Below are 26,050 nucleotides of genomic sequence, written 5' to 3' on the forward strand. Positions count from 1 at the left end.
TAACAATAAAATAAGGCGTTTTATAATGCTTCTTTGGGCGCAACAGGAAATATACAGGTACTGGTCCTGCATCTTAACAATTTCATAATAGATAGTTCAATCAAAGTATTGTAAACTGCAGGGCATGGCATATACACCACCCTTTACCCGGGAGGATTTCGGGGACGATTTTTTATGGGGGATCACTATCTCTGCCTTTCAGAATGAAGGGGCTGCTGAGCACGATGGCAAAGGCGCCTCTATCTGGGATGTTTTTACCAGCCGTAAAGGAAAAATAAAAGATAAAAGTCATGCCCGGGTGGCCTGCGACTTTTACAACCGCTATACACAGGATATCCTGCTGGCGAAGCTAATGGGCTTTACCGTATTTCGCTTTTCTATTTCATGGGCGAGGATTATGCCCACAGGTACAGGAGCGGTTAATCCTGCCGGCCTGGCCTATTACCACCGGATCATTGACGCCTGTCTTGAACTGGGGCTTGAACCCTTTATCACCCTATATCATTGGGATCTGCCACAATCGCTGGAGGCAAAAGGCGGATGGTGTCACCGGGGAACCGTCTTTGCTTTTGCTGAATATGTAAGTGTCTGTGCCCGGGAATATGGGAATAAAGTAAAGAACTGGATAGTATTAAATGAGCCTTTTGGCTTCACGGCATTGGGCTATATGCTGGGAGTACATGCACCGGGGAAATTTGGCCTTTCCTATTTCTTACCCGCGGTACATCATGTAGTGCTGGCACAGGCGGAAGGCGGCCGGGTAATACGGGAGGAGGTGAGTGGTGCGAATGTAGGGACTACTTTTTCCTGCTCACAAATCATCCCCTATACCCGCAATGAACAGGATATGCGGGCAGCCCGCCGGGCAGATGCTCTGTTTAACCGTATGTTTATTGAGCCATCCCTGGGGATGGGATATCCGGTAGATGACTTTCCCCTGCTAAAAAGAATTGAACGCCGTTATGCACTGTGGCGCGACTGGGATAAGCTGCCTTTTAATTTTGACTTTATTGGCGTACAGAATTATTTCCCCTTAGTAGTACGCCACAATGCTTTTATGCCTGTTTTAAAGGTAACAGAAGTAAAAGCAAAATACCGGAATGTACCCATGACCAGCCTGGGATGGGAAATAAGCGGAGAGGGGATGTATCATATCATCAGGCAGTTTGCAGCGTATCCGGGTGTGAAAAAGCTGATTGTTACCGAAAGTGGAGCAGCCTTTAATGATATGCTGGAAAACGGGCAAATAAATGATACCGACCGGATCAGCTATTTCCAGGAATACATAGGGGCGGTTTTAAAAGCCAAAAAGGAAGGAGTGCCCGTAGATGGTTATTTTGCCTGGACACTAACGGATAATTTTGAATGGGCCGAGGGATATCGCGCCCGCTTTGGCCTGGTACATGTGAATTTTGAAACTCAGCAAAGGATTATTAAAGCCTCCGGCTATTGGTTCCGGAAGCTGTTAAATGGTATTTAAAATACTCCCTTAGTCTTCGCCAACTTTTCGTGTGAAGGTAACCGTTAACCAACCCCCACTTCTCCCCAACAAACACAATCGATTGTTGTAAACGAATTGTAAACGCACTTAGGTAAAAAAACATCAGTGATAGTGAAACGGCTATGAACATTTGTGTTAATATGTTGTTAACTTTAGGAAAGGCTATTGCTAAATCGTTTAGAGCAAATGAGAAGAGCAGATCATTTTTTCAAGACGCTATCATTTTATTAGCCGGCATTTGAGCTTGAGCAACCAATTAACATCAACCAATTATTTATTGTTATTCTAAAGTAAAACTTAAGATGTATGTGGTCAAAAAATCCATCCTTCAGGAGGACATTATCCCTGTTCCTGCTAATGTGTTGCTGTGGCACAGCATTAGCACAAAACGTAAAGGTTACCGGCCGTGTAACAGCCGGAGGCGCTCCTTTACCAGGCGTATCTGTATTGGTAAAGGGCACCACTACGGGGACAGCCTCAGACCAGCTGGGTAATTATTCCATTAATGTACCCGGCAATGGTACCCTGGTTTTCACTTTCATCGGGTACCTGAAAAAAGAAATAGCCGTAAACAACCAAACCACCATTAATGCCGTATTAGAAGAAGACAACAAACAATTGGGCGAAGTAGTAGTAACGGCACTGGGAGTCAAAAAAGAAAAGAAACAACTGGGGTATTCCATCACTGATTTAAAAGGCTCCGACCTGGCAGTCACCAATGAAGTAAACCCCATCAATGCCTTACAGGGCAAGGTGGCTGGCGTGCAAATTGACCAGGGCGCCGGCGGTTTGTTTGGTAGCAGCAAGATATTGATCCGTGGTAACTCTACCCTGGGCAACAACAACCAGCCCATTTTTGTAATTGACGGAGTGATCATGGACAACAATACCTTCAACGGTACCGGACGCGATTTTGGTAATGACCTGAAAAACCTCAACATGGAAGACTTTGAAAGTGTATCCGTGCTGAAAGGATCTGCTGCTGCGGCCTTATATGGTTCGAGGGCTATCAACGGGGTAATACTGATCACCACCAAAAAAGGACGTGCACAAAAAGGAATAGGCGTAAACGTTAATCAAACCTTCAGCGTATTCCAGCCTTATTCCGGTCCAGACTTTCAAAACGAATATGGCGGTGGAACCGTAGGCGATTTCTATACCGATTTTCGTGATCCTAACTATAAGTCCAACGAGCGCTGGAGGACCAAAGTATTTCCAACAGACCCTGCTACCGGAAAGCCCTATATAGACCGGCAAAAGGGAAGGGAACTGGAAAACTGGGGGCCCCGCTTTGCAGGACAGGAAGTGATCAACTATGATGGTACCCCGACCAGGTACGTAGCACAACCCAATAACTTCCTGGATGCTTTCAGAAACGGACATGCTACTATTACCAACGTATCTATGGATGGTGGCAACGACCGCTCTACCTTCCGGTTGTCTTATACCCGCGATCAGAGTACAGGGGTGGTATACAACAACAACCTGCTGAAAAATGGGTTTAGCCTGCGGGTTACACATACGCTGAACAGCTTTTTAAGTGCGGATGTAAGTGCAGACTATACTTCTTTTGAAGGAAAGAATCCGCCAAGACTGGGCGGACTGGATGCTTTTGCTTCCTATAATTTTGGTAAGCTCTTTACCTGGCTGTTACCACGTAACTATGATACTAAATACTGGATGCAAAAAGATAAATACACCAGTCAGTTTGGTGGTGTACCTGATGTAAACAATCCCAATGAAACAAACCTGGTTCCGGAGTCCCGTTTCTGGTTTAATCTGTTTGAAAACAATTACATCCAGCGCGAACAAATGGTGCGTGGCCGTATTGCATTAACAGCTACTCTTACCAGCTGGGCCAAATTGCAGCTGGAAGGAAACATTAATAATGTATATACCAAGAATGAAAATAAAGAACTGGGACAACTGGCCGATTTCAAAGGTGGGTTGTATGGTCTGGGGCATACCAGTAAGGAAAGTTATTTCATGAAATGGATGCTCATGATGAATAAAACGATCAACCGTGATCTGGAACTCAATGGGTATATAGGTGGTGAAACACAAAACTACCGGACTACCTATAACTATAGTGAAACCAGGGGAGGGCTAAGTTATCCGGGCAACTATTTCATCGCGAACTCTATTGATAAGCCGTTTACAGAAGGCGGACTTAAATACAGAAAGGTATTTAATTCCCTCTATGCAAGTGCAGACCTGGCTTATAAAGGCCAGCTCTTCCTGCAGGCTACTTTCCGTGGCGACTGGTCTTCTGCACTTACTTATTCTGATGGTAGCGGTAATAATTTTTATAACTATCCGGCAGTCAGCTTATCCTGGTTGTTCTCTGAAACCTTTAAAATGCCGGAATGGATCTCTTATGGTAAATTGAGAGGAAACATCGCTGCATTGGGTAAGGATACAGATCCATTCAGTATTAATCCCGGATTTCAATTCAGCGGGTATACATATGGTAATGGCCGTGACCTGCCTTATTCCACTTATAGCCGGTACCTGGATCCTATCAATGGAAAGTTCATCGGGCTGAATGCCAATCTCAAACCGGAAAGGAAAATAGCCAAGGAAGTAGGATTGGAAATGCGCTTCCTGAAGAGCCGTTTGGGTCTTGATGTATCCGTGTACCAGGATAATACCCGTAACCAGATCCTGGATATTACCACTCCTCAGGAATCCGGACTGGATGGTATCCTGATCAACGCAGGTAATATACAGAACAAGGGTATTGAGATCATGGTGGATGCTACTCCGGTAAAAACCAAAAACTTTGAATGGAGCACCAACCTTAATTATTCCCGCAACCGTAACCTGATTGTAGATCTCTATCCGGGCAGAACAGAATTTGATCTGGGAGCCAACATCGGTGAGATCAGCACCTGGGCTATCGTGGGTAAATCATACGGTACCTTACGTACGCGTATTCATTCCAGCCCTTACCAGGCGGTGGATGCCAACGGAAAACCCATAGCAGATCCCAATAACGGAAAACCATTGTTGGCATGGCGGGATGATGGCAGAACAGGATTCCCGGCCCGTAGTAATGTGCTCCAGGATGTAGGGGATATCAATGCCAGGTTCCGTGGTGGATGGGGTAATACTTTTACCTATAAAGGATTTTCACTAAATGTCTTGCTGGATGCAAAAATAGGTGGCGACTTCGTATTGCTCACTTATCGTTACGGTACCCACACCGGGGTATTTCCTAACACGCTGGCAGGCAGGGATGCTGACCATGGCGGTATTACCTGGACCAGCAAGTATCCGAATGATGGCGGCACTTATGATGATGGGGTGATCCCGGATGGTGTATTTGCACCCGGCACCAAAATCACACAACCAGACAATACACAGGTAGATGTAGGGGGAATGAGTTATGCGGATGCTTATAAAGCAGGTTATGTAGAGCCTTCACATGCACCGCAATATTACTACCGCTATGGCTCTTCTTCTACCGGCGTAGCTGATTTCTGGATCAAGGAAAATTCCTGGATATCTTTAAGACAGGTATCGCTGAGTTATCGTTTCCCTGCAGCTATCTGCAATAAACTAAAACTGAATGCACTCAGTATTGGGGTAGTAGGACGCGACTTACTTTATTTGTACAACACCCTGCCATATAATTACAATCCTGCATCTAATAATTCCAATAACACGGCTTACTCAGGGGAGGAAGGTTTCCTGCCTATGACACGCTCCATTGCGGGTACTATCCGCGTTGCATTCTAAACAAGCACCTGAACGGAATTTTTAGTGTAAATAAAAAAGAAGCATCATGAAAAAACTACTGCATCAATATATACGCATCCTGCCGGTGATCCTGTTACTGGGTACTGCCTCCTGTACCAAAAACTTTGGGGATATCAATACCAGCCCCAGCGTGGTAGTAACGCCGGATATTAAATTCCTCCTGAGTTATTCAGAGGATAAAATGGTCACCTATCAGGGAGGAGAGTGGGTGTATGAATCCATGGAACAACTATTTCGTTTTACCCAGCATGTTACCTCCAGCCCTTACGAAATCACAAGTAACGTAAATGCCCGGTACCGTAACTTTTATATGAATGTATTGCCCAATCTGTTGGAGATAAGAAGACAGATAGATGCCAGAACGGATAAGGACAAATACCAGAAAATGAAAGCGGTGACTTATGTATTGCAGGTGATGAATGGGATCAAGGTAACAGATATGAATGGGTCAATACCTTATACAGAAGCTGATCAGGGACGTTATGAGAAAAATTACAGCCCGGTATATGATCCGCAACAGGCCCTGCTGGATACCTGTCTGGCACAACTGGACCTCGCTATTAATATGTTATCTGCTGCAGATGTGCCTTTGGAACAAACCTATGGGGACGCAGATATATTTTACAGCAGCAACTGGGCCAAATGGATAGGCCTGGCCAATACGCTGAAACTGCGTATCGCTGCCCGGCTGGAAATTGTGGATAATGCAAAATGTAAGCAGATCTTCCAGCAGGTGATGCAAAATCCTACCGGGGCTATCAGCAGCGATAACGGACAGGTAAAGTTCATGAACCCCACTTATTCTGCCTTTGGTGGTGGTGGAGACATCGACTATCGCAGCCGCAGGTTTGCTACCGCTTCTATCATGAAATTCCTCAAGTCCGTAAAGGACCCCAGGTTACCCATCTATTTTGATAAGAACGATCTGATAGGTACCTATAAAGATACTCTGACTAAATATGGAGCTACACTGCCGGCATTTATTAACCCGGCTGATCCGCTGATCATGTACCAGGGAGGTCCGGCCGACTGGACCACCAATCCTACCGTAGCAGCTTATTTCAGTAATGCGTTCCAGGTGGGAAATACCAATGCTGGTAATAAAGTGACGAACTATTTCCTGATGTCGCCTATCAACAGAAAGTTCTTTTCACCTAAACTAAATGGTGCTACGGATAATTTCCTGGCGGTAGAAGTAACCTACGCTGAAACCTGCTTTTATATAGCAGAGTTTATTCAGAAAGGATATGCGGGAGGCGTGGATACCAAGGGCTCTGCAGCCGACTGGTATAAGAAAGGGATTACCTCTTCTATTTTAACCATGAATGAAATAGCAATTGCTGCCAAATCCACAACAGCAGGTTTTGCTACAGATGGCAGTACCGAGATTAATGCTTACCTGACTAATCCGGCTGTGGCGCTGAACGGTACCAATGACCTGGAGCGTATCTATATCCAGCAATACCTGAACTTTTACAGGCTGGGTAATGAAGCCTTCGTATTTTGCCGCCGTACAGGCTATCCTAAACTGGGCTCTGCTTATTATGCACGGGAAGTGTTTAATGAAGTCATCCCTAGGCGTTTCTGGCTGGATGATCCCGGAGAAGTAAATCGTGCCAACTGGGCCAAAGCCTTACAAGACCAAGGATTTACACCTAACGCACAGGATGTGCCTACCCTGAGTAAGGAACGGATCTGGTATGATAAAACCGCACCGGATTTCGGAAAAGGTAATTAATACCCGGACGAAAATTGAGATGGGTAAATAATATAAAAGCGGCTGCCAGGGATGACAGCCGCTTTTCTTTTTGGATGGTGGTACAATCAATAACTTTTCCCGGTAACCATTAGTCATATTGTTTTTTAATAAACCAGATATCACGCAGGGTGAAATGGAAAATTGCATTTACATAATTTTCTTTGACCAGCCCGGCAGCGTTGGTACCCCGTTGGCCCACTTCCAGCCCAACATAATAATTGATCCTGCCGGAACGATTGGGAACAGATGCTCCTATTGTGCCTGAAATATCTTTGATCTGGTTGTTTTTGATCACCAGGTAAGATTTATTATAACTGAATCCTGCCTGTAAGGATACGCCATCCATAGGCATGTTGTAATAATATCGTTGAAAAGTATACTCCACACCTCCGGAAAACCGTTCCCCATCTGTTACGGTATATCCTGACGTTTTGTTGTTCAGTCCGCTCCATTGCTGCCGCCGGTAATCTGCTACCCAGGTAATAGGCCCGTTGTTGAGGGATAGCCCTAATCCTATCTGGGCGGGCAACTGGAATTTTTCCCTGGGAAGATCTTCCTTGTAGGAGGAGATGTCCTGATCATTCCGGATATTGATAGTTTGCTGCAGCTGCAGGTTTGTATTGAAACGGTAGGTAAGCCCCAACCCCAACTGCCAGTCTTTTATCTTACCGCTGTATTGCAGCCCAGCTGTAAAATTGGTGTTAAAGGTATATTTGTTGAAATCGGTGAATAATGTATCTGATCCAAAGTTCTCTGTACTGTTGATCGGGCCAAATAAAAAAGCGGTAGAAACACCGGCGGAAAAGTTTTTGGACAACTTAAATCCATTGGAAATAAACGCCCGGTTTATGCCACCATTGCCCTCTGTAGTACCTGTAACGGCAGTAGGGGTACCTGCAATATATTTGTTGGAGAGGAGCTTGTAGTCTACCGTGCTAAATGGTGTTACCCCTGCACTGGCTCCCCACCAGTTATTAACCCTGAACCCGATTGCCAGTTTTTTAAAGTTGATATCACCTGCCTGTTGTGACATATTACTGCCGGTATATTGTACCGTTTGTCCGCGCAGTGCCAGGTCCAGTAAAAAGTTCTGTCTGGGTATAGCTGCGTAGGAAGCTGGATTTAATTCATTCAGGTAGCCAAGTGATTTCCGGGCAATACCGGCGCCACCGGTGCCAAAATTACGGCCGTAATCTCTTTCTTCCAGGTCGCCAATGCCATAAGCAGAATATAGGGAATTAATACCCTGCTGTGCATATGCGGTTTGCCCTATCATTAGCAGCAGGTAACCGCTGCATAAACCGGTGTATAACTTTATCCGCATGTTAAATGATTCCTTCATTACAATTATTTATACGACAGGTAATACACCTGGATCTTTATCCTGTTGGTTTTATTCTTCTGGTCGCCTATAATGGTCCGGTCCAGCCGGGTACGGGCATCATAGGCGGAAGGGATCAGTACCAAACCACGGGTGGTATAATTGGTACTGTTTATTTCGTTGATGCAATACCGTGTAATGTCGTAGGTGTAGGCTGTTTTTTCATGCAGCATATTATCTATCACCAGGTTGCCGTATTGTGCATAGCCGTTCACAGGGTCCGGCAAAGTATCCGTTACCATGTTTTTATTATTGGCTGCACATAAGGTGAGCCGGTAAGGCAGCTGATAATCATTGTAGGTACCTGCAATGGGTGCCACTACCAGCGATGCCTGTATCAGCTTAAAATACTTGCTGACAGCAGGTAATGATTTGAGGTAGGGAATGTCTATCCGTGTTACTACACCTGTAATGGCTTGTATAAAAGTGCTGTTGCCGGTTGCATCGGATAAAAGTCCATCCACGCCGGGAGCAAGGGATGATAAGGCTGTACCGGTACGGTCTGCCTGTATCCTGTTGAATTGTACCTGCGGATTGTACAAGGTGAAATCAATGTATTTTTTTTCTACATCCAGTCCATCGAGGTGATAATGCAGCCGCATGATCACCGTGCTTTCGCTACCCTGAAATCCATTTACCAGGGTACTGTTGGTACCGGCCTGCAGTGCAAGCCCCTGGAGGTATTCCTGGAAATTATTCTGGCTGGATACTTCGTCAGCCTTGTTTTTAAACAGGTCAAAAATCTCAGCGCCTTTAGCGTCAGACATTTTTATATGCAGCAGCGTATCTACGTTAGGGCGTATTATGCCATTGAAAGTACCTAAGGTGGTACTACCGGTAGCAAAGTTGCTGGTGTTGTAGAGATAATAATTATCCGTACTGGGCTGTATTTTTTCCAATACCGGAAACACCTGGATCTCCTGGGTAGTAGTAGAGTCGCCATAGACAAACCCATTAGGTTTTATCAACAGTTCCAGGGAATCATACAGGGCTTTGGTTTCCAGGGTATTAGCCGGCAGCTTCAGCTGGAAGAAAGTACCGGCAGTAATTTTTCCGAAAGAGGGATCCTGCTTTTGTCCTATCAGCAGGGTGGCCTGGTTGGAGGTGATCACTGAGTCGAGCTGTATGGTACGCATATCTACGGTAAGCGTATCCGTAATCGTATAATTGGTTTCGTCTGGTGTTGCTATAATATTATCATAAGTAAAGCCCTTTTTTTCGCAGGAAGTGGCAGTAGTGGCCAGCAAGGCGTATAGCAGGTATCTGCTGCGCCGGTGAGTATAGATGGTATTCATTAATCGGTGCATGGTACTGTTCATGGTGCGCAATTTTAGACAGGTTAGATACTTTCTGCCGGTTTAATATGCCAATGGCAATATTTTATCGACGAAACAGTTTATCTGCTCTTTATGGCTCCCGGAGGGGGCTTTGGGCGGTGGGAGGGCAAACAAAGGAACTGGCAGATGAAAAACAGGTCTTTATCCTGTAAAAAGGGGGGTGTATCTATTTCCAGTTTGTGGGAATGCTTCCACGGATAATTTTGGTCACAGTAAAAACTGAATTGATAATGCGTTATTTAAAGGGTTATTGCATACTACTGGTAGCTTCCATGGCTGCCTGTTCAAAAGGAAGTACTACAACAGAACTGGCAGGTAACTGGATGTCAAGGGCTGAATTCAGAGGTGTGGCGCGGAGCGCTGCCGTAGCATTTGTGATTGATGATAAAGCTTATGTAGGTACCGGCTATGACGGAGAAAAACGTTTACAGGACTTCTTTGTGTATACCCAGGCAGATAACCAGTGGAAACAAATAGCCGACTTTACAGGTGCTGCACGTACTAATGCGATAGGGATGGCGATAAAAGGGAAAGGATATGTAGGGACAGGTTATGATGGGACTAAAAAATTAAAGGATTTCCTGGAATATGATCCGGCAACGAACGCCTGGACACCCAGAGCGCCCTTTGGGGGCAGCGCCAGAATAGGGGCTGTTGCATTTTCTGTGCTGGATAAAGGTTATGTGGGTACGGGTAATGATGGTAATTACCTGATAGATATGTGGAAATATGATCCCGATACGGACAAGTGGACAGAGGAAAATACATTTAACAGCGGCAAACGAACCAATGCGAGCGCTTTTGTGATCAACGATAAAGCTTATGTATGTATGGGCACCAATAACAATAGTTATGTAACCGACTTTTACGAGTTTGATCCTGTTACCACCAAGTGGAAAGAGCTGCGCAAAATTGATAATGTAAGCGATGAAACCTATGATGATAATTACAACTTCAAAGGAAGTAATGCAGCTGCATTTGCGATGAATAACAAAGGATACATCTGTACCGGCTTAAAAGGAAGTGGCAGCTTGTCTACAGCCGTATGGGAATATGATCCGGTAAATGATAGCTGGACACAACGCCGTGACTTTGAAGGGGCAGCCCGTACAGATGCGGTGGGATTCAGTATAAAGAACCGGGGGTATGTGATGCTGGGCAGTAGTTCCAATCTGCCGTTTGACAACATGTTTGAGTTTGATCCTTTAGCTACTTATAATAAAAATGATTAAGCGTAATAAGGTTATCATAACGGGGCTGTGTTTGATGGTGGTGTTGTGTATTGTCTGTGTACAATACCGCCGTTTGGACACTGCAAAAAAGGTTACCGCAATGGCAGATGCTATTGCGGTAACTCCGTTTCAAACGGGTAGTGGATGGGGATATAAAGTGAGCATAGGTGGAAAGCCCTTTATTAATCAGGATATTATTCCGGGATTGCCGGGGAATATCTCCTTTTCTTCCAGGGAAGACGCATTGCGGGTAGGGCTGAAAGTGGCAGAGAAATTAAAACAGCAGGAAATACCTGCAGTGAGCAGGGAAGAATTAATAGCTATGAAAATAACGGCAGCTATGAAGTAGGGATGCTTTTATAGAAATATTAACACGGTGTTAGGAGTTGTTAACAATTCTTAGCACAGGAATTGTTTTGCTATATAAACAGTATTCGCCTGAGCTAAATTTTAACATAAGCTTTAAAACTATTAACAAATTTTAACACCCGCTTAACCTCCATGACCGTAAGTTTATCGTGCGAATAATCTCCATGGTAAACTTTAAGAAACTGTCTGCTAATCGTCCGCTTATCATTATCCTGCACATACTGGGATGGTCATGCTTTTTATTCTTTCCTTTTTTTCTTTATCGCATACAGATATTACATAAAGCCTTTTTTATAAAAGAGCTGATAGATAATCTTTTCCTGATCGGGATTTTTTATCTCAATATCTATGTATTGATTCCCCGGCTATTTACAGGTAAGAAGATTGCGCTTTATTTTGCCAGCATATTGTTGCTGGTCGCATTTATTACCATGCAGCAAGCATTCATGGACTATTATTTTTTCAAAACCTTTTTACCCACCGGTACAGCTGTTACCATTAGTGCCGACAAAAAAATGGTGTTCAAAGAAGTAACAGAAAGACCCCCTGGTCCGTTTACACGATATAAAAGATGGCGTCATCCGGAAGAAGAAGCATTACCCGTAATGGTAAATGACCTTTCCCTTGCACCGGTAATGCCTGTTACGCTTACGCAGGCGGCGCCCGTTATTCCGGCCATCCCTTTTCCTTATATCCATAAGGAAGGCAGGGATTCTGTGCTGGAAAGCAGGGTAATTCCCCGGCTGGCACCGGGGCCTCGCATTGCAATGATGGACGGGGCTTCTTACTGGCGGTACCTGTTTTTTCCGGAAGTATTACGGAGGTCAGGATTCTTCGCCTTGCTGATGTTGTTCATGAGCGGATTTATTAAAATAGCTTTTGAATGGTTTAAAAGCGAAAAACAAAGAGAAGCATTAAAAGTAGAAAAACTGAATGCAGAGTTAAAGTTCCTTAAATCGCAGATCAATCCTCATTTTTTGTTTAATTGTCTCAATACCATCTATTCCCTGGCGCATAAAAACTCGGGAGAAACAGAACATGCTATACTGAAGCTGTCTACTATTATGCGCTATATGATCTATGAGTCAAATGAAGCCCGTGTACAGCTGCAACAGGAGATAGATTATCTGAAAGACTATATAGATATACAAAGATTACGGTTGTCTAATAACGTAAATATTGATTGTGAAGTAAGTGGTGATGCAGCTGGTTTAACTATTGAGCCCATGCTGCTGGTACCTTTTGTAGAGAATGCCTTCAAGCATGGGATCAGCTATACAGAACATTCATTTATAGCAATAAAAGTAACGATAGCGGATAATATGATAAGATTAATGGTAAAAAACAGCCTGTTTAAACAGCGTGTAGCAGAACGTGGTGGTATAGGTTTACAGAATGTATTAAAAAGACTGGACCTATTATATGAAAATGAACATGTCATTGATATAACAGAATTGGAACATGAATTTATTGTTGATCTAAAAATTGTGTTGAAAAAATGATAAAGTGTATAGCAGTGGATGATGAACCACTGGCGCTGGAAATCATCGAAGACTTTATTAAGAAAGTCCCTTTCCTCACGCTGGCAGGCAAGTTTGAAAATGCGGCAAAGGCATTGCGGTTTTTGCAGGATGAGCCGGTAGACCTCGTATTCCTGGATATTAAAATGCCGGATATTACGGGTATTGAATTCCTGAAATCGTTGAAGTATCCGCCACTGGTAGTCTTTACTACGGCTTACGGAGAGTATGCGCTGGATGGATTTGACCTGGATGTGGTGGATTATCTGCTGAAGCCGGTACCGTTTGACCGCTTCCTGAAAGCGGCCTCCAAAGCCCATGAATACCTGCTGGCTAATCAACAGAAAACCATGGACGCCAGAAGTGTGGCCGACTACATCTTTATCAAAACAGAATACAAGATCATCAAAATCAATCTGGAAGATATTTTATTCATTGAAGCACTGAAAGACTATACGAAAATTTATACTCCTTTCCAGCCGGTTCTTACCCTGCGTAGTTTAAAATCATTTGAAACAAAATTACCCGCCGACAAATTTATCCGTGTACACCGCTCGTACCTGGTATCGCTGAATAAGATCAACTCGGTGGAAAAGAATACCGTGATGATTGCCAATCAGCCCATTCCTATCAGCGATGGGTACCGGGATAGATTTTATGACGTGATAAACAGGAATTCTTAGCAGCGGGAAAAGAAAAATAACAGGCTAGGAGAGATGGACAAGGTCATCTTTACCTTTCAGGTGGTGACGAATAGACCGTAGTGCTCTCGTCATTTGTTTTTCAATAGTTCCGGTAGCGATCTCTAATGTTGCAGCTATCTCCCGGTAGCTCATATCATGCTCTTTATGCATTCTGAAAATAAGCTGCTGCTGTTGTGGTAGCTTGCTGATAGCCCGCTGTATCTCCAGCTGCCGCTCTTCGTCCAGCACCTTTTTATCTGCGGATGGATGAACCAGGCGCTCCCGGCTGGAGATCTTCATGAGCATTTCTTTTTGCCTCACCCGCTTTCGCATTTCATCCAGGAACAGGTTGCGTGCGTATTGGCGTAGCAATGCCAGTATGGCATGATCATCTTTTACTGCAGGTAGGTGCTGCCATAGCCGGATGTAGGTTTCTTGTATGATATCCTCACATAAATGTGGGTCTGCACACATCCCAAACAGTACCGAATACAGTTTGTCATGTGTGTCATCAATGATCCTTTTTAACCTGTTTTCGTGCTGTTTCTGCAAGATTTAGGCGATTTGTATCAAAGATAACAAAGGAAAGATAACAAAGGTTAACAAATTATTGAGTGCGGCCAGCCTGTACAGGTAAATTATTTCCCGTCCGTGTTATGATAGGTGTTGGGCGGGCAAAGATAGTAAAGGTTAACAAATTATTAAGTGCACCTACCCTGTACGGGTAAATTATTTCCCGTACGTGTTATATACATATGGATAAAGAAAAATTGGATAATTTTTTCCGTGGACGTCTCAGCGACAGCGAGCAGCAGCAAGTGAAGGATTGGATTGCCAGTCAGGGAGAAGGCTGGGTGGATGCTTATATGCAGGAGCATTGGGACAATGTGGAGTTTCCTGCTGCTCCCGGGCAAAAGGAAAATATGAAGGAAAAAGTATTGCTGCATCTTCCGGACAGGGAACGGTCCATCAAATGGATCAATCTCTTAAAAGTTGCCGCTGTATTCCTGTTGGCCGCCGCAGGTTATTGGTGGTGGAAGCTGGTACAACGCCCTCCGGCGCCGGAATGGCACATCGTCAGCAATGAAGGTACGGGGCACCAGATACTGAAAGATACATTGCCGGATGGTAGTGTCGTAATACTGAACGAGCATTCGCAAATACGATACGCCTCCACCTATAATAAGAAAAACAGGACCGTTGAACTAACGGGAGAAGCCTTTTTTGAAGTAACGCATGATAAAGCGCGGCCTTTTATAGTGAAGGCAGGACAGGTGGAAACACGGGTATATGGCACCGCTTTTAGTATAACGGCCTATCCCGCTTCGGGCCAGCTGAGGGTAGGGCTTCAACGGGGAAGTATAGGAGTCTCCTACGATACATCACATACTGCACCGGAGAAAATGCTGGTGCCCGGCCAGTTGCTGATCTATAATAAAAGCAACAACACGGCATCTATAGAAAACCAGACGCCGGATAAGGTTGAAGCATGGACTACCGGTAAACTGGTGTTCTATAAAACACCGGTAAATGATGTGTTCTTGCAACTGGAGCAGCGGTATGATGTTCATTTCCGCTATGACAATAGTTTGGGCGATAAAACAATCACTGCCACATTCGATGGTGCACCATTGGAAAAAGTATTACAGCATATTTCTTTTGTATGGAATATTCATTTTAGGCAACATGGCGACAGCATTGATGTAAGATAAAAATTAATTCACTCACCTGCACTAAAAAAATAAAGCGCTGTCGGCCAGGACAGCGCTCATGGAAGTGCTTTATCTAAAAAAATAAAACGTCTAACAACGAAGCTATGACAAAAAATCTAAAAAGTAAGTTGTCTGCAAAAAACAGGCGCCCGTTTGGGAAGGTATGGGGCCTGTTACCATTATCCCTCTGCTGGGCGCAACTTGTAAGCGCTCAAAACATCCGGATAAACCTTACCCGTACCGATCTTGCCCGGGTAGTAGATGCTGTTCAGCAACAGGCACCGGAATATGAATTTTCCTACCAGCGGGAATCACTGGAAAGGGTCAAACTGGACCATGTCCGGCTTTCGGCAGCAAAATTCAAAGACGCACTCGATCAGCTCCAGCCCTATGGACTGGAATACATGCTGGACGGCAAAACGGTATCCATGCGCTATGCTGCTCCTAAACCAGCCCGCGTACAGCAATCTGACATACGTAAGGGGACTATTACAGATGCTGAAACCGGCGAGCCCATAATAGGTGCCACCGTACGTGTAAAAGACGGTGATGGCGGTACTACTACCGGAGAAAATGGTGCTTATTCCATCCGCGCAAAAGCAGATGCCACCCTGGTGATCAGCTTTATTGGTTTTGTCAACAAGGAGGTGCCTGTAAATAATCAATCAGTCATCAATATTACTTTGTCGCCGGATCAGCGCCGGTTGCAACAGGTAGTTGTAACGGCCCTGGGTATCAAACGTGATGAAAAGGCATTAGGGTATGCCATACAACGGGTATCCGGTGAAGAAGTACAGCGGGTCAAAGGGGTGGATATTGCCACTTCCCTGACTGGTAAAGTGGCCGGTCTGCAGATCCGGAACAGTACCGAGTTTTTTGAAGCGCCTAACATTTCTTTAAGAGGTGGTACCCCCTTGCTGGTAATCAATGGTGTGCCTTACGGTAATATGACACTGCGCGATATCAGCCCGGATGATATTGAAAGCATGGATGTCCTGAAAGGCTCCACAGCAGCGGCACTTTACGGACAACGCGGCGGGGAGGGGGTGATCATTATCACCACTAAAAAAGGTGGCAAAAAAGGAGTGACTGTTTCTATCAACAGCAACACCATGTTCAATGCCGGGTTTCTGACCCTGCCCAAAGTGCAGCATAATTACAGCGCGGGCCTTGGTGGTACCTACAGCGCCACAGACTATATCTGGGGTGACCGCCTTGATATAGGCAGAAAAGCACAGCAATGGAACCCTGTCACTAAAAAAATGGAAGAAGCCGAGCTGACCTCCCAGGGAAAGGATAATTTCAGGAATTTCCTGGAATCCAGTTTCATTACAAATAACAACATCAGCGTAGCACAATCCGGCGAAAATGGCAGCTTCCGGGTGTCCTTTACGGATACCTATAATAAAGGCCAGTATCCCAATGCCAAAGCCAATATGATTAACTTCTCCGTAGGCGGCGAGATGAAACTTGGAGATCGTTTCAAGTTGGAAGCCACAGTAGGATATAACAAACGTAAATCACCTCAGATATGGGGAAGTGGCTATGACAACCAGGGATATATTTATAACCTGTTGATGTGGACCGGCCCAGAATATGATGTGACCAAGTTTCGCGATTACTGGGTAACACCCGGGGTTGAACAGAACTGGATGTACGCAACATGGTATGACAACCCATATCTCATTGCCTATGAAAAGCTGAACGCAGTAGACCAGAATACCTACAATGCTATGCTCTCCGCAGGATATACCCTGTTCAAAGATGCACGCTTACAATTGCGTAGTGGAATAGATTATTATGGAAATGAAGACATAAAACGCAACCCTATCAATATCAACTCCACCCGTGGTGGTTTTGAGTCCAAAGGGCTATATCAGCAACAACAAGCTACCGGTTTCAGTACCAACAACGATCTGATTTTCACCATTAATAAAAAGGTGGGCAATTTTGGTATAGATGGACTGGCGGGAGGTACCATTTATTACTTTAGCAACAATTCATTACTCGGCAAAACACGTGGTGGGTTAACGGTTCCGGAATTATATTCCCTGGCGGCATCGGTGGAGCGTCCGGAAGTGTTTACCGGCCACAGCGCCAAGCAGGTGAACTCTTTGTTCGGCAGACTCTCTCTTAGCTGGAAGAGCGCTTTCTTTGTGGACATAACCGGTCGTAATGACTGGAGCTCTACACTACCAAAAGCTACCCGTTCTTACTTTTATCCTTCTATAGGTGGAAGTACAGTATTGTCAGAGCTGTTTAAGTTACCCAACTGGATGGACTTCTGGAAGGTACGTGGTTCCTGGGCGCTTTCTAAAGGAGATCTCGACGTTTACGCTACCAACCGCACCTATAGCACAGAGCTGGGCGTATGGGAAGGCCTGAATACCGGTACTTATCCTACCAACATTTTTGACGGAAGTATCAAACCTAAGACTGCCCGTACCTGGGAAATCGGTACCATGGCCTGGTTCCTCAAAAACCGTCTGCAACTGGATGTGACTTACTATAATAAGTATAGTTATAACCAGCAGATCAATGCGGAAATTTCACCCGCTTCCGGATTTACCTCCTCACTGGTAAATACCAATGAATCCTATGTGCGCCGTGGTGTGGAGATCACCGTAAGCGGCACACCGGTGAATACGGGGAAATTCAGATGGGACGCCGCCTTTAACTGGTCTACCTCCCATGAATACTTCAAAACACTGGATTCCAATTATTCTTCGGATAACCTGTGGACAAAAATTGGAGAACGCCGCGATGCTTATGTTGCCGAACCCTGGGAAAAAGATCCAAACGGCAATATTGTGCACCAGGATAACGGCCTGCCTTTGGAAAGCCAGTATCAATCACGGATTGGCTTTTCAGACCCCAGCTGGATCTTTGGTTTCACAAACAGCTTCACTTATGATCACTTTACCCTTAGCTTCAGTTTCGATGGCAGGGTAGGCGGTTTGATGTTTGAATACATGAACAGTAAAATGTGGGATACCGGGGCGCATCCTGAAAGCGATAACCAGTGGCGTTATGATGAGGTAGTGAATCACCTGGTGAATTATGTTGGTAATGGTGTAAAAGTGGTTTCAGGAGAAATGAAACAGGATAAATACGGTCGTATTATTGAAGATACCCGTGTATTTGCGAAGAATGATATCCCTGTTTCCTACGAAGCCTACTCCCGGGAATTCAGAGGTGGAGTACCAGCTGGTGCGCTCAATCCCACCTTTGTCAAACTCCGTGAAGTATCGCTGCTGTATAGCCTGCCGGCGAACATATACCGTGCCATCGGTGCCAGCGCAGCTTCTGTAGCGCTTACTGGTCAAAATGTGGCTATCTGGCGCAAGGCATTTAAATATGCCGATCCTGATAAAGGAAAAGATGACCTGAACTCGCCCGCCAACCGTTACATAGGCGTTAACATCAAGCTCACCTTCTAATGCTTTCATCATGTATAGACAATATATAAGTATATTCCTGACCGTACTGCTGCTTGCCAGCTGCTCGAAATTTGACGAGATCAATACCGATCCTACCCGTACCACCAAGGTTACTTCTGCCATGTTAGCTACTACATTGTTGCTGGATATGACCAGGACTACCTTTAAAACCAACACGGACTTCATGCGTCCAAACATGCTGGCGAAATACACCTGTTGGTCGTCCAGTGCGAACGATGAACAATATAACCGCCTGAGCCGTACCGAATATTTTGACCGCCTGGTAGTATTAAATAATATCGATAAAATGATAGCGCTTGCTACCAGTGAAGAGTTGAAGAATTCTTACACTGCGCTTGGGCATCTGGTACGCGCCTGGCGCTTTTTTGAGCTCACCATGCAGGTGGGGGATGTTCCCTATTCCCAGGCGATCAAAGGGGAAGACAGCCACATTATTAAACCAGCCTACGATTCTCAGAAGGATGTTTTTCTGGGCATTCTTTCCGAACTGGATAAAGCGGATGAGCTGTTTGGCAAGGGAGTAGACTTTGCCGGAGATCCTATTTACGGAGGAAAAGTGACGCAATGGCGGAAAATGGTAAACACCTTCCAACTGAAAGTGCTGACTAACCTGTTCCGTAAAACTGCCGACACTGATCTGAATGTGAAGAGCCGTTTTCAAAAGATTGTCAGCAGCATGCCCATCATGCAAAGCAATGATGATAACTTTCAGCTGCGGTTTTATGATAAAACAGGTGAAAAATATCCGTTCTATAAAGAAAACAACCAGTCTTACGTATATATCATGCTGAGCAGCGTGATCATCGATTCGTTGAAAACGCTGAAAGACCGCCGGTTGTTTTACTATGGCAAACCTTCTCCGGTGAAAATACAAGGCGGCATGCTGGTGTCTGACTGGAACGCTTATACGGCGCCTAATCCATCGGCATCTTATTCCGTTATTTCACAGGTAGCAGGCAGCCGTGACTATTCCACCATTAACGACCGTTACCTGGAACTGCCTTCCGGCGAACCTGTTTTTTTGCTGAGTTATGCGGAGATGAAGTTTATGCTGGCGGAAGCTGCTGTGCGGGGATGGGTCACCGGTAATGCTGCCGACTATTACAACGATGCTATTATAGCTGCTATGAAATTTACAGTAGACAATACCATCAATGATCCGGCGTATCACCATAACATGCCTATTACAGATGACTATGTGCGTAATGTTTATCTGAAGCAACCGGCAGTGGTTTTTGCTACGAATACAGATCAGCGTTTAAAACAGATCTTCCTGCAACAATATCTTTCCAATTTCCTGCAGCATCCCTTTAATGCCTACTTTGAGTACAGGCGTGTGGGATACCCTGTTTTCCCGATAAATCCGGCTTCTAATATGAACATTCCTTCAGACAGGATACCGGTACGCTGGATGTATCCGCAAAAGGAACTGGACTACAACGGCGTGGAAGTCAATAAAGCCATTCAGCGTCAGTATGGAAGTGATAATGTAAATGCCCTTATGTGGATTCTTAAAGACTAAAAAGAAAGTATGCAAAGAATTATTTTATTGCTGCTGTTATGGGCAGGTGGGAGTGCTATGCGTGAAAAACCTTATTTCGTCATAAGGCCTTATCTGCAATTTGCGACACAGCACAGTATGCGCATTCTCTGGGAAACCTCCGAAGCGGGCAGGTCCTGGGTAGAATATGGCGCAGCACAATACGATGCGGTGCAGCCGAATCTATCTCAGAAGGCCATGGCAAAAGACGTGCGGGCGATGCAGGAAGTAGCATTGGAGGGACTGGAAGCAGAAACGGACTATTTTTACCGGACCGTTAGTATCATGCCTGGTGGGGATACGTTATTCAGCGAGGTGTCTACTTTTAAAACAGCAGTAAAGGAAGGAACGCCTATTGCATTTGCTGTATTCAGTGATTCCCAGCAAAATGCCCCCGTGTGGGGCACGCTGACGAACCTGGCAGCGAAAGAGCGTCCCAACTTTGCCATTCATGGCGGCGACCTGGTCGATTATGGCTATGTAAAACGCAATTGGGTGGAAGAGTTTTTTGCTCCGGCATATCCCTTCATGCGCACTTATCCCATGTATACGATTATGGGTAATCACGAACATGGAGCGCCTTATTACTATCAGTATCTCAGTAATCCGGCACCGGAATATTATTACACCTTTACCTACGGAAATACACAGTTCTTTCTGTTTGATACAGACCACGATGTAACCCGCGGCACGGAAGTGTATGATTGGCTGGAATGGGAGCTGGCACGCTCTAAGGCTCCCTGGAAAATAGTGATGCATCATCGTCCTTCTTATTCATCTGATAATGATGACTTCGGAGAAACGGACAAAGCACGTTCCATATTGGGTGATCCTGATCTGCAGGACCTTCCGCCGCTGTACGACAAATATGGCGTGGATGTTGTTTTCTATGGTCATATTCATACCTATGAACGTAGCTGGCCCCTCCTGAATGGAAAGGCATATGGTGATAAGGGAGTACGTTATATCAATATCGGTGGCAGCGGAGGCACTGTGGAACATTCTGCACCTAACCGCTCATGGTTCACCAATAAAGTGAGAACCGGTTTCTGTTTCGGTTATGCCCGTATTGCCGGGAACGTGTTGCAGTTTCAGGCCATAGATGATAACGGGCAGGTGTTCGATGCCTTTGAAATCACCAAAAATATCTCCTGGCATGATCCTGCCCTGGCACGTAAAATGCCGCCCGCACCTATGTTCCGTGCGTCCTCCTCGGTATTTACAGATACCCTGCAGCTAACATTGGATAAGGCATTACCGGGCCTGGATATACGTTATTCTACAGACGGATCCACCCCAAAACAACGGTACACCGGTCCGTTATTACTGCAGAAAACCACTTTAGTGAAGGCGATGGCCTTCACTAAAGATGGCGAGAGCCATGTGGTGGAAAAACAATTTACGCTGCAGACACCGTTTGAAGGTAGTAAAGTAACACCTGCGCCGGGCTTGTTATACCGCTATGCACCTGGTAAAATAAGTAAGCGTGACAGTTTCGAAAAACTACCTTTTGGCGAACCTAAAGTGATAAAGAGTTATGACCTCAAAGAAATTGTACACCGCGGAGAAGAATGGGGTGTTGAATTTACTGGTTATATATACGTGGCAGAAGATGGTATATATACCTTCAGCGGGCATGCGGAAAACTGGCTGAAGTTCTTTATACACGATCAAATGCTGATAGAAGAATATGACCAGGATATTGAAAAAAGCGGGGAAATAGCGCTGAAAAAGGGATATCATCCTGTAAAGATCCAGTATTACGATGTGCGCCGGCCACCGTCCATTGATTTGTATATACAACGAAAAGGAGGAGAACGGGAAGTGCTGTCAGATGCCGTTTTATTTCATTAAGGCGTAACTGCCGGAGTGTTACTTATGGTACCTGCGTGATGGCTTGCCTCATCACGCAGGCCATAAGTATCAGGAGCGTTGCAGGGAGGTAATATGGCGGGTCTGTAAAATCCCCTTTCCTTCTACCTGTAGCGTTACCTTACTTGTAGTACCCTGAATGTTGCGCAACTGTACGCTGATATCATTATTCCCCTGGTTAAGGGGGATACGTGCATAGTAGATCGCATAGGGCAGGCTTTGCCAGTTGCGGGTATCGGCTTTTTCCGTCAGAAAAGAAAGTGCGTCAAAAACCTGTCCGGCTGTTTCATCCTTTTTTTTGATCTCGTGTTCTGCCAGCTTTTTGATGGCCAGCCGGGTCAGTGCCAGCCCCATTTCCTTCAGGAAACGTTCCTGCAATGTTTTGAAAGCCAGTTTGTTTACATCTTCCACCATTTCCAAAGTAATTGCATGCGCGCTATCGGGCATTACCTGTGCCTGGGTAAAGTAAAGGGGCTGTTCTACGTATTTAGGGAAGGCTACCCGGAATGTTTGTAATCCCTTGAGCCGGTGCGCAGAATCACGGGGAAACAGGTTAAAATCAAAGGGGATAAAAACCGTATGTTGTTCATCCGTAAAACCAAAGCTGCCAGGGCCATTTTGGGTGAGGGTAAAGAAGATATTATTTTCCGCTTTTACAGGCGCCAGTCCGTTTTCCCAGAACAGCAACAGTTCTCCACCAGGGGCAGCAGGAGCAGGTACATATGTCCGGTTAAATTGTTGTTCGTAATAGGCCAGCTCAGATTGAAAGCCATTAAGATATGCCGTGCGCAGCAGGTCCTGTTGTAATTGCTCCGGAAGTTTTACACCATAGTAGCTGTTGTCTTTATTTTTAAGATAAAGATCAGCCGCATTGCGATAGGAAATAAATGCATCATTGATATGATGGGCGCTTTCATAGATGATCCCTTGCAGGATCAGGGAAAAAGCGTCGTTGGAATACTTGTTTGCGTTATTGTTGCGCTGATCATTGAGTGCGTTGTTGCTGAGGGTAATGCGCCGGGCTTCTACTACGGCATCTTCCGGCAGTCGGAGGTGCAGGTAGTTGATGGCCTTGTAGTAATGGATGAGCAGCTTTTCAAAATCCTCTCCCCGGTATTGCTGCATGGCAGGGTTGGTGAGCAGTCCTACTGCCTGGTCCCATACACGATGGTAGCCGCTTTCCAGCAGGGAGTCTGCCGCATTGAGGTATTGGTTACTTGCAGTATAGTCGCCCATTAAAAAGGCGGTGCGGCCTTTTTCCAGGAGGAACAGCAATTTGTTCCGCTTGCGTTGCAGGTACTTGTTATGGTCCAGGTCACGATCAGCAGCTTCATAGCTGCCCTGTGCCAGGTGCGTGTAATAGCTGGAGATCTTGCTATTGTAGGTTTGGCAGGAAACAAAAATGGACATTACTGCCGTTATAAGCAATGCCCATTTTTTGTTTAAATATTGGTTCATCCGTTCTTCTGTTAGTCTAAAGCCTGTGCTTAGTTCTTTACATATTTGGCAATCTTTTTATTGCCTATCCATACTACTTCATTGCTTTGGATATCTGTGAGCTCCAGGTCTACCTGGTAGTACATTACTTTCTGCCGTTTGTGAGAATCCACAATGGAGTTGATGGAGCCTTGCAGGATATAATCTGCCCCTACTTCCAGTCCCCATTTTTTCATGGTAGACAGGGAAGCATTTTTCTGCTGATCGCCTCTTTCTCCACGAAGTTCTTCCCGTTTAGCGCCGCCCTGTACCAGCCTTACTTTCTGAGATGCGATAAAAGAGCGTTCCACATCTTTTACAAAAGTTTCTGCATCAATGTGCTCATGGCTTTTATTAGCTACCAGGCCTACGATCACTACCGGTCTTTTATCGGAATGACGTTGCATAAAAGCACTCAGCCAGTTGTCGGCCAATATATTGGTAGTCATGGTTTCTGCTACCAGTCTGGAATCGGTATTGTTCCACCGGCCACTTACATCTATTTGTTCGTTTTCGCTTACCCTGGTTACCTGGCGGCCACATCCGGCCAATAACAAACTACCGCATACAGCGCTGATAATAGCGGTTGCTCTGAGATTTAACATGAATCCTGTTTTTTGAATAATGTTGTGATGGTATAACCGGCAGGCGTAATGGGGGGCCTGCCGGGAGATTAGAATGGCGATAAATACTTAATGAAAGAGGCTATACAAACCCAATGCTACAGAGGTCAGTGTCAGGTATTCTACCCATCCTGTACCGGTAAATCCACTGTAATACGACCGGCCATATCCGTACCGGTGGTAAGGGCGGTAATAAGGAGCATCCCCGAAGACAGCTCTTTGCATACGTCTTTCCTGGCGCCATTCCCGGCGCTGGTCTTTCCGCTCCTGCTTCAGTTGCAAAAAGTCATATGCTTTATAAGTTTGCTGTACGGTAGTACCATGTGTTTGTGTCAGGGAGTCGGAGAGCAGCATATAGTGCTGCCTGCTTTCCTGGCTGGCGGGGTTTTGATCAGTCATTTTTTCCTGGGCAACAGCCGTGCGGGTGGCAGCGGATACAAGGAGCAGTAAGGCGAAATATTTAAGTCCCATATAAATAATTTTTAACCGGCAACGTGTAAAAGAGCCTCCATTGCTGCGGTGTTATTTATATGACGTGCGCAAAAAACGGTACCCCCATAGGGGAATAAAAAAAATCTTTCCTTACCAGACAACAGCATTTCTCCATGTTCAAAAAAGGGGGCCATCACCTGATCGGTGATGGCCCCCTTTAGTTTTTTGGTATATAGTGATTACATTAATTCTTTCAGTTTGGCGATAACGGTATCTACTTCTGCTTTGGTATTATTTTTACAGAAGGAGAAACGTACGGCAATCTGGTTAGGATTGCTGTTGATGGCGCGGATAACGTGCGAGCCGGCATCAGCGCCGGAAGTACACGCACTGCCACCGGAAGCGCAAACACCGTTGATGTCCATGTTAAACAGGATCATTTCAGTCTTTTCCGATTTCGGGAAGGATACGTTGAGTACGGTATACAGGCTGCGTCCGTGGAGGTCGCCATTGAAGGTAACGCCTGGAATTTCTTTTTCCAGCCGTTCTGCCATGTACATCCTTACTTCGTTAATATGTTTGCTGTGTGCTTCGTGGTGGGTAGTAGCCAGTTCCAAAGCTTTGGCAAAGCCTACAATACCATAAAGGTTTTCTGTACCGGCGCGCATGTTGCGTTCCTGGCTGCCTCCCTGGATGAATGGTTTTATTTTTACATTTTCATTGATGTACAGGATCCCTACGCCTTTAGGACCATGAAACTTATGACCCGCCCCGGTAATAAAATGAACAGGGGTATTGCGCAGGTCAAAAGGGTAGTGCCCTACTGTTTGTACGGTATCGGAATGGAAAATGGCGTCAAATTCCTTGCACAGATTACCCACAGCAAAAATATCCAGGAGGTTACCGATTTCATTGTTGGCATGCATTAGGGTAACCAGGCATTTCTCTCCTGCATTTGCCAGCAGTTCACGCAGGTGTTCCATATCTATGTGACCATCCGGCAGGATTCTTACGTAAGACAGTCCCACACCCTGGCTGCAATGCAGGTGTTCTACCGTATGCAGGGTAGCGTGGTGTTCAATGGGTGAAGAGATGATGTGTTTGCATCCCAGGTCAGTAATCGCTGCATTAATAGCGGTATTGCTGCTTTCTGTACCACCGGAAGTAAAGAAGATTTCTCCCGGATGTGCATTTAATGTTTTGGCTACCAGTTTGCGGGCATTTTCAATGCCTAATCTTGATTCCCGGCCGTAAGAATAGATGGAGGATGGGTTACCGAACTTTTCGGTGAGGTAGGGCATCATGGCATCCAGCACGGCTGGGTCCAGCGATGTCGTAGCTGCGTTATCGAAATATACTCTTTCCAATGTGAAGGTTTGGTTTTTGATAT

The 26,050-nt window shown here is 45.3% G+C and carries 18 protein-coding genes; 11 read left to right on the forward strand and 7 right to left on the reverse strand.

Translation table 11 applies throughout. The features are described from left to right. Positions 1–124: 124 nt before the first annotated feature. The 3 genes from ABR189_RS25665 (at position 125) to ABR189_RS25675 (ending at position 7,001) form a co-directional block, all read left to right on the forward strand. A complete protein-coding gene (locus tag ABR189_RS25665) occupies positions 125–1,480 on the forward strand; it encodes a GH1 family beta-glucosidase (protein WP_354663349.1) in 1,356 nt (451 codons plus the stop codon). Between the two features lie 327 nt (positions 1,481–1,807). Continuing rightward, a complete protein-coding gene (locus ABR189_RS25670) occupies positions 1,808–5,242 on the forward strand; it encodes a SusC/RagA family TonB-linked outer membrane protein (RefSeq protein WP_354663350.1) in 3,435 nt (1,144 codons plus the stop codon). Positions 5,243–5,288: 46 nt separating this feature from the next. Then, positions 5,289–7,001: a SusD/RagB family nutrient-binding outer membrane lipoprotein gene (locus ABR189_RS25675; RefSeq protein ID WP_354663351.1), complete on the forward strand. Its 1,713-nt coding sequence runs from the start codon at positions 5,289–5,291 to the stop codon at positions 6,999–7,001. Between the two features lie 109 nt (positions 7,002–7,110). Here the strand turns inward: ABR189_RS25675 and bamG are convergent, their stop codons facing one another. After that, positions 7,111–8,364 carry a BamG family beta-barrel-assembly machinery protein gene (gene bamG / locus ABR189_RS25680; protein WP_354663352.1) on the reverse strand — a complete coding sequence of 418 codons (1,254 nt, stop codon included), beginning with the start codon at positions 8,362–8,364 and terminating at the stop codon, positions 7,111–7,113. A gap of 5 nt (positions 8,365–8,369) precedes the next feature. Continuing rightward, complete coding sequence (locus ABR189_RS25685) at positions 8,370–9,722, reverse strand: DUF4270 family protein (protein ID WP_354663353.1); 1,353 nt, start codon at positions 9,720–9,722, stop codon at positions 8,370–8,372. A gap of 248 nt (positions 9,723–9,970) precedes the next feature. On the opposite strand from ABR189_RS25685, the gene ABR189_RS25690 reads away from it, so the two are divergent. The 4 genes from ABR189_RS25690 (at position 9,971) to ABR189_RS25705 (ending at position 13,544) form a co-directional block, all read left to right on the forward strand. Further along, the gene (locus tag ABR189_RS25690) at positions 9,971–10,972 is read left to right on the forward strand and encodes a Kelch repeat-containing protein (RefSeq protein WP_354663354.1); all 1,002 of its coding nucleotides are present in this window, start codon (positions 9,971–9,973) and stop codon (positions 10,970–10,972) included. 73 nt (positions 10,973–11,045) lie between these two features. Further along, a complete protein-coding gene (locus ABR189_RS25695; protein WP_354663355.1) occupies positions 11,046–11,321 on the forward strand; it encodes a DUF4907 domain-containing protein in 276 nt (91 codons plus the stop codon). Between the two features lie 184 nt (positions 11,322–11,505). Beyond that, the gene (locus tag ABR189_RS25700; RefSeq protein ID WP_354663356.1) at positions 11,506–12,843 is read left to right on the forward strand and encodes a sensor histidine kinase; all 1,338 of its coding nucleotides are present in this window, start codon (positions 11,506–11,508) and stop codon (positions 12,841–12,843) included. Beyond that, entirely contained in the window at positions 12,840–13,544 is a 705-nt protein-coding gene (locus ABR189_RS25705; RefSeq protein WP_354663357.1) for a LytR/AlgR family response regulator transcription factor, read from the forward strand. Before ABR189_RS25700 ends, ABR189_RS25705 begins: the two co-directional genes overlap by 4 nt. 24 nt (positions 13,545–13,568) lie before the next feature. Here ABR189_RS25705 and ABR189_RS25710 read toward each other — a convergent pair whose 3' ends face one another. Continuing rightward, a complete protein-coding gene (locus ABR189_RS25710) occupies positions 13,569–14,096 on the reverse strand; it encodes an RNA polymerase sigma factor (protein ID WP_354663358.1) in 528 nt (175 codons plus the stop codon). 203 nt (positions 14,097–14,299) lie between these two features. Here ABR189_RS25710 and ABR189_RS25715 point away from each other — a divergent pair, with 203 nt between their 5' ends. The 4 genes from ABR189_RS25715 to ABR189_RS25730 all read left to right on the forward strand — a co-directional run bounded on the left by ABR189_RS25715 (position 14,300) and on the right by ABR189_RS25730 (position 22,111). After that, positions 14,300–15,256 carry a FecR family protein gene (locus ABR189_RS25715; RefSeq protein WP_354663359.1) on the forward strand — a complete coding sequence of 319 codons (957 nt, stop codon included), beginning with the start codon at positions 14,300–14,302 and terminating at the stop codon, positions 15,254–15,256. A gap of 104 nt (positions 15,257–15,360) precedes the next feature. After that, a complete protein-coding gene (locus ABR189_RS25720) occupies positions 15,361–18,696 on the forward strand; it encodes a SusC/RagA family TonB-linked outer membrane protein (RefSeq protein ID WP_354663360.1) in 3,336 nt (1,111 codons plus the stop codon). Positions 18,697–18,706: 10 nt separating this feature from the next. Then, positions 18,707–20,239, forward strand: a complete 1,533-nt coding sequence (locus tag ABR189_RS25725; RefSeq protein WP_354663361.1) for a SusD/RagB family nutrient-binding outer membrane lipoprotein — start codon at positions 18,707–18,709, stop codon at positions 20,237–20,239. A 9-nt stretch (positions 20,240–20,248) separates the two neighbouring features. Then, positions 20,249–22,111: a metallophosphoesterase gene (locus ABR189_RS25730; protein ID WP_354663362.1), complete on the forward strand. Its 1,863-nt coding sequence runs from the start codon at positions 20,249–20,251 to the stop codon at positions 22,109–22,111. Positions 22,112–22,180: 69 nt separating this feature from the next. Here ABR189_RS25730 and ABR189_RS25735 read toward each other — a convergent pair whose 3' ends face one another. From ABR189_RS25735 to ABR189_RS25750, 4 genes are all read right to left on the reverse strand, one after another. Then, positions 22,181–23,587, reverse strand: coding sequence for a COG3014 family protein (locus ABR189_RS25735; protein ID WP_354663363.1), 1,407 nt, complete (start codon positions 23,585–23,587; stop codon positions 22,181–22,183). Positions 23,588–23,616: 29 nt separating this feature from the next. Further along, complete coding sequence (locus tag ABR189_RS25740; protein WP_354663364.1) at positions 23,617–24,210, reverse strand: penicillin-binding protein activator LpoB; 594 nt, start codon at positions 24,208–24,210, stop codon at positions 23,617–23,619. Between the two features lie 87 nt (positions 24,211–24,297). Beyond that, positions 24,298–24,699 (reverse strand): hypothetical protein, encoded by a 402-nt coding sequence (locus ABR189_RS25745; RefSeq protein ID WP_354663365.1) that lies wholly within the window; start codon positions 24,697–24,699, stop codon positions 24,298–24,300. Between the two features lie 200 nt (positions 24,700–24,899). Then, positions 24,900–26,027, reverse strand: a complete 1,128-nt coding sequence (locus ABR189_RS25750) for a cysteine desulfurase family protein (protein ID WP_354663366.1) — start codon at positions 26,025–26,027, stop codon at positions 24,900–24,902. Positions 26,028–26,050: the final 23 nt, after the last annotated feature.

The organism is Chitinophaga sp. H8 (assembly GCF_040567655.1).
In the GTDB taxonomy this organism is placed as follows: Bacteria; Bacteroidota; Bacteroidia; order Chitinophagales; family Chitinophagaceae; genus Chitinophaga; species Chitinophaga defluvii.

Excerpts from the sequence above, each read along its gene's own strand:
- ABR189_RS25705 (WP_354663357.1), top strand. The coding sequence starts at position 12,840 with ATGATAAAGTGTATAGCAGTGGATGATGAACCACTGGCGCTGGAAATC.
- ABR189_RS25725 (WP_354663361.1), top strand. The coding sequence starts at position 18,707 with ATGTATAGACAATATATAAGTATATTCCTGACCGTACTGCTGCTTGCC.
- ABR189_RS25740 (WP_354663364.1), bottom strand. The coding sequence starts at position 24,210 with ATGTTAAATCTCAGAGCAACCGCTATTATCAGCGCTGTATGCGGTAGT.
- ABR189_RS25730 (WP_354663362.1), top strand. The coding sequence starts at position 20,249 with ATGCAAAGAATTATTTTATTGCTGCTGTTATGGGCAGGTGGGAGTGCT.
- ABR189_RS25690 (WP_354663354.1), top strand. The coding sequence starts at position 9,971 with ATGCGTTATTTAAAGGGTTATTGCATACTACTGGTAGCTTCCATGGCT.
- ABR189_RS25675 (WP_354663351.1), top strand. The coding sequence starts at position 5,289 with ATGAAAAAACTACTGCATCAATATATACGCATCCTGCCGGTGATCCTG.
- bamG (WP_354663352.1), bottom strand. The coding sequence starts at position 8,364 with ATGAAGGAATCATTTAACATGCGGATAAAGTTATACACCGGTTTATGC.
- ABR189_RS25720 (WP_354663360.1), top strand. The coding sequence starts at position 15,361 with ATGACAAAAAATCTAAAAAGTAAGTTGTCTGCAAAAAACAGGCGCCCG.
- ABR189_RS25715 (WP_354663359.1), top strand. The coding sequence starts at position 14,300 with ATGGATAAAGAAAAATTGGATAATTTTTTCCGTGGACGTCTCAGCGAC.
- ABR189_RS25700 (WP_354663356.1), top strand. The coding sequence starts at position 11,506 with ATGGTAAACTTTAAGAAACTGTCTGCTAATCGTCCGCTTATCATTATC.
- ABR189_RS25665 (WP_354663349.1), top strand. The coding sequence starts at position 125 with ATGGCATATACACCACCCTTTACCCGGGAGGATTTCGGGGACGATTTT.
- ABR189_RS25670 (WP_354663350.1), top strand. The coding sequence starts at position 1,808 with ATGTGGTCAAAAAATCCATCCTTCAGGAGGACATTATCCCTGTTCCTG.
- ABR189_RS25745 (WP_354663365.1), bottom strand. The coding sequence starts at position 24,699 with ATGGGACTTAAATATTTCGCCTTACTGCTCCTTGTATCCGCTGCCACC.
- ABR189_RS25685 (WP_354663353.1), bottom strand. The coding sequence starts at position 9,722 with ATGAACAGTACCATGCACCGATTAATGAATACCATCTATACTCACCGG.
- ABR189_RS25735 (WP_354663363.1), bottom strand. The coding sequence starts at position 23,587 with ATGAACCAATATTTAAACAAAAAATGGGCATTGCTTATAACGGCAGTA.